The sequence below is a fragment of the Cyanothece sp. BG0011 genome, from assembly GCF_003013815.1.
Taxonomy (GTDB): Bacteria; Cyanobacteriota; Cyanobacteriia; order Cyanobacteriales; family Microcystaceae; genus Crocosphaera.
On record NZ_PRLH01000036.1, the window covers coordinates 1 to 4,048 of the forward strand.

6 protein-coding genes are annotated in these 4,048 nt (G+C 37.7%); 5 read left to right on the top strand and 1 reads right to left on the bottom strand.

The window, feature by feature from the left end; all coding sequences use genetic code 11:
- On the bottom strand, positions 1-182 hold a 182-nt coding region (locus tag C4E06_RS05290; RefSeq protein WP_232826163.1), incomplete at its 3' end, for a pirin family protein.
- A gap of 135 nt (positions 183-317) precedes the next feature.
- On the opposite strand from C4E06_RS05290, the gene C4E06_RS05295 reads away from it, so the two are divergent.
- From C4E06_RS05295 to C4E06_RS05315, 5 genes are all read left to right on the top strand, one after another.
- Positions 318-521 carry a hypothetical protein gene (locus tag C4E06_RS05295; protein ID WP_198648343.1) on the top strand — a complete coding sequence of 68 codons (204 nt, stop codon included), beginning with the start codon at positions 318-320 and terminating at the stop codon, positions 519-521.
- A gap of 13 nt (positions 522-534) precedes the next feature.
- Positions 535-1,149 (top strand): Uma2 family endonuclease, encoded by a 615-nt coding sequence (locus tag C4E06_RS05300; protein ID WP_107667121.1) that lies wholly within the window; start codon positions 535-537, stop codon positions 1,147-1,149.
- Between the two features lie 274 nt (positions 1,150-1,423).
- Entirely contained in the window at positions 1,424-1,945 is a 522-nt protein-coding gene (gene hoxE, locus C4E06_RS05305) for a bidirectional hydrogenase complex protein HoxE (protein WP_107667122.1), read from the top strand.
- A gap of 5 nt (positions 1,946-1,950) precedes the next feature.
- On the top strand, positions 1,951-3,558 hold the full coding sequence (locus C4E06_RS05310; protein WP_107667123.1) for a NuoF family protein: 1,608 nt from the start codon (positions 1,951-1,953) through the stop codon (positions 3,556-3,558).
- 10 nt (positions 3,559-3,568) lie between these two features.
- The coding region (locus C4E06_RS05315) for a 2Fe-2S iron-sulfur cluster-binding protein (RefSeq protein ID WP_107667124.1) at positions 3,569-4,048 on the top strand (480 nt) is incomplete at its 3' end.

Here is a 4,048-nt window from a genome sequence, read left to right on the forward strand (position 1 = left end):
TCTTGGTGGCCATGAGTACCAAACCCTTGGCCAGCTTCAATTTTATCTTCATTAATCACTCGTAAATTACCAAACCCCATGTAATTTGGGTCATAATAGCTACCAAACGAAAAAGTATGTTTACTATTAAGCCAACCCAGGTTAATGTGACCCCTTGCTTGACTAGGACGAATAGTAATCATATTCTTTACCACTCCTCTCGATTTAAATTGACTGTTTTTATTATGAATTGTTTTTTCAGAAAAGACAATGGCGACATCAATCAAATTATTTTACGATATAATTAAATTAATGTTGTCATAGCAAAGATAAAAACGATGGTACAGCAGATAAATAACCAAACTGAAAATAACTTACAATTATTTACTCCAACCGATGAACCTTTTTTAACCTATGTTGAATTAGGAAAATTAAAACAAGAAGCTGAAATAAGAGCAAAACAAGCTGAACAAAGGGCGCAAGAAGCTGAAGCTAAAGTTAAAGAATTAGAGGCTAAATTACGAGAATTAGGACAACTTTAAATTTTATAAAATTATGATTACTACAATTTCACAACCTATCACATTAGAAGAATTTTGGGACTGGTATCCCGACGGTTATGGACGTTATGAATTACATGATGGGGCTATTTTTGAAATGCAACCAATCGGAAATCATGAAGAAGTGATTAGTTTTCTTACCATTAAATTAGCTGTACAAATTGAAAAACTTGATCTCCCTTATCTAATACCTAAACAAGCTTTAATTAAGCCTCTTGATACGAATAAATCAGCTTATAATCCTGATGTACTTATTCTTGATAAATCTAACTTAAATAATGAATCTTTGTGGAAAACACGATCAACGATTACACAAGGAAAAACCGTTCCGTTAGTGATAGAAGTGGTTAGCAGTAATTGGGGTTATGATTATGGTCATAAATTGATTGATTATGAAGCTTTAGGAATAACTGAATATTGGATTGTTGATTATTTAGGATTAGGAGGAAAACGGTACATTGGTGATCCGAAAAAGCCAACAATTTCTATTTATCAATTAGTGGATGACGAATATCAAGTTAAACAATTTAGGAATAATGATGCTTTAATATCTTCAGTTTTTCCTGATCTCAATTTAACAGCACAACAAATCTTTGATATAGCTAATTAGTTAATAAAATAGTTTTAAAAACCTTAAACTCTAATTGTTTTGTTAGTTATTGTTTACTCTTGATCTTTTTCCTTATATTTTAACATCAGAATTTAGAAAGCATTTTGTTGTTTATAAAAAAACGTTAACACCAGAGTTCAAGCTATGGCTTTTTTTCTAGCATAGTAAAGAGACAAGAATAATTGAGAAGAATCTTAATATTTTTCTAAGATTATCATCTTTTTCAACCCAGTCAAAAAATGGGATAATAGAAAGTAAGAGAAAAGGCAAGAACATGGAAAGTAAAACTTTGACCAAAAAGCCTCAAAAATCTGATGAAAACGTTGATAAAAGCTTCCAAATACTTGATATTACCATTAAGCGGAATCACTACCGTCAAGAGTTCCTGATCGAAATTTTACATACAGCACAGGAAGCTTTTGGTTATCTAGACCTCGATGTTTTAGAATATGTTGCTAATGCTTTAAAACTACCGTTAAGTAAAGTTTATGGAGTCGCCACTTTTTATAATTTATTTTCCCTTAAACCCAGTGGTCAACATACTTGTGTTGTTTGCTTAGGAACTGCTTGTTATGTTAAAGGCAGTGATAAACTTTTAGCAGCATTAGAACAAGAATTAAGCATAAAATCAGAAGAAACCACAACTGATCAACAAGTTTCTTTACTATCTGCTCGATGTTTAGGAGCTTGTGGGATTGCTCCTGTTGTCGTTTTTGATGGAGAAGTGGGCGAGAAACAAACCGTAGACGATGTATTAGAAAAAATCAAAAATTGGCAACAAAAGGGAGAACAATAATTATTATGGATTTAGAAGAACTTTTAGTCATTCAACAAGAAACGAAAGAAAAAAGACAACAAAAACCTCAACAAATTCGCTGTTGTACCGCATCGGGATGTCTTTCTTGTGGGGCAGAAACTGTTAAAAAAAGTCTTGAAACAGCCATCAAAGAAGCCCATTTAGAACAAGAAGTTGAGGTTCGTGGTGTCGGTTGTATGGGAATTTGTGGCCGAGGACCTTCTATAGAAATTGATCCAGACACCACCCTCTATCATCACGTTACCCCTGAACATATTCCTGGAATTATTGCCAGTTTAAATCAGACCAATACTTCAGAAAATTTACCTCCTCAAGGGGATCTCGCTCATCCTTTTTTTGCTTATCAAAAGCTCATTGTTCGAGAAAATAGTGGCAAAATTGATCCCGAAAGTATTGATGATTATATTGCCGAAGGAGGTTATCAACAATTACACCATGTTCTCTTAGAAATGACCCCCAATGAGGTAATCCAAGCAGTGACAAAAAGCGGGTTAAGGGGACGGGGTGGCGGAGGCTATCCTACCGGCGTAAAATGGGCCACGGTGGCGAAAATGCCAAAACAGCAGAAATATGTCATCTGTAACGCCGATGAAGGGGACCCAGGGGCATTTATGGATCGCGCTGTCTTAGAAAGCGATCCTCATCGCATCTTAGAAGGTATGGCGATCGCAGCCTATGCAGTGGGAGCAAATCACGGTTATATCTACATTCGCGCCGAATATCCCCTGGCCATCAAACGCCTCGAAAAAGCCATTCAACAAACCAAACAATACGGCTTAATGGGGTCACAAATCTTTGATTCTCCCTTTGACTTCAAAATTGACATTAGAGTGGGCGCAGGGGCGTTTGTTTGTGGGGAAGAAACCGCTTTAATCGCCTCAATAGAAGGAAAACGAGGAAATCCTCGCCCTCGTCCCCCTTATCCAGCCATCGCCGGGTTACGGGGAGAACCCACCTTAATCAATAATGTAGAAACCTATGCAAACATTGTTCCCATTATCCGAGAAGGGGCAGAGTGGTACGCCGATATTGGGAGCGAAAACAGTAAGGGAACGAAAGTGTTTGCCTTAACAGGAAACGTGAAGAATAACGGCTTAATTGAAGTTCCTATGGGCATTTCTCTGCGGACTATCATAGAAGAAATGGGGGGAGGCGTTCCCAACCAAGGAACCATCAAAGCCGTACAAATGGGCGGCCCTTCGGGGGGTTGTATTCCGGCCCATTTATTAGATACTCCTGTCGAATATGACTCCTTAAAAAAATTAGGAACTATTATGGGATCAGGGGGAATGATTGTCATGGATGAAAATACCAGTATGGTCGAAATTGCCCGATTTTACATGGATTTTTGTCAAAAAGAAAGTTGTGGCAAATGTATTCCTTGTCGAGCAGGAACCGTCCAGTTATACAATTTATTGACTAAGTTAATTGATAAACAAGCCAATCAACAAGATTTAGACACCTTAGAAACCCTCTCCCAGATGGTCAAAGAAACCAGCTTATGTGGGTTAGGAATCACTGCGCCCAACCCTGTTTTAAGTACCTTGCACTATTTTCGAGAAGAATATTTGACCTTACTTGAATCAACTTAAGGAAAAAAAGATGAGTGTTAAAACCTTAACCATTAACAATCAATTAATGGCAGCCTCAGAAGATCAAACCATTTTAGAAGCGGCAAAAGAAGCAGATATTTACATTCCAACCTTGTGTCATTTAGAAGGTCTTTCCAATGTAGCCGCTTGTCGTTTATGTTTAGTTGAAATCGAAGGGCGTTCCCAACTCCAACCCGCTTGTGTCACCCACGTCCAAGAAGGAATGGTCATACACACAGAAACCGAAAAATTAAAAACCTATCGACGCATGGTGGTAGAACTTTTGTTTGCAGAAGGGAACCATGTTTGTGCTGTTTGTGTGGTCAATGAAAATTGTGAATTGCAAGATATGGCCATTACTGTAGGGATGGACCATACTCGCTTTCCCTATCGCTTTCCTAAAGAAACGGTTGACCTCTCCCATCGAGTCTTTGCGATCGATCGCAACCGTTGTATTTTGTGTACTCGATGTGTTAGGGCCTGCGATGAA

What these genes read in the sequence shown, in the direction of transcription:
- C4E06_RS05300 (WP_107667121.1), top strand. Translation starts at nt 535, where the DNA reads ATGATTACTACAATTTCACAACCTATCACATTAGAAGAATTTTGGGAC.
- C4E06_RS05295 (WP_198648343.1), top strand. Translation starts at nt 318, where the DNA reads ATGGTACAGCAGATAAATAACCAAACTGAAAATAACTTACAATTATTT.
- hoxE (WP_107667122.1), top strand. Translation starts at nt 1,424, where the DNA reads ATGGAAAGTAAAACTTTGACCAAAAAGCCTCAAAAATCTGATGAAAAC.
- C4E06_RS05310 (WP_107667123.1), top strand. Translation starts at nt 1,951, where the DNA reads ATGGATTTAGAAGAACTTTTAGTCATTCAACAAGAAACGAAAGAAAAA.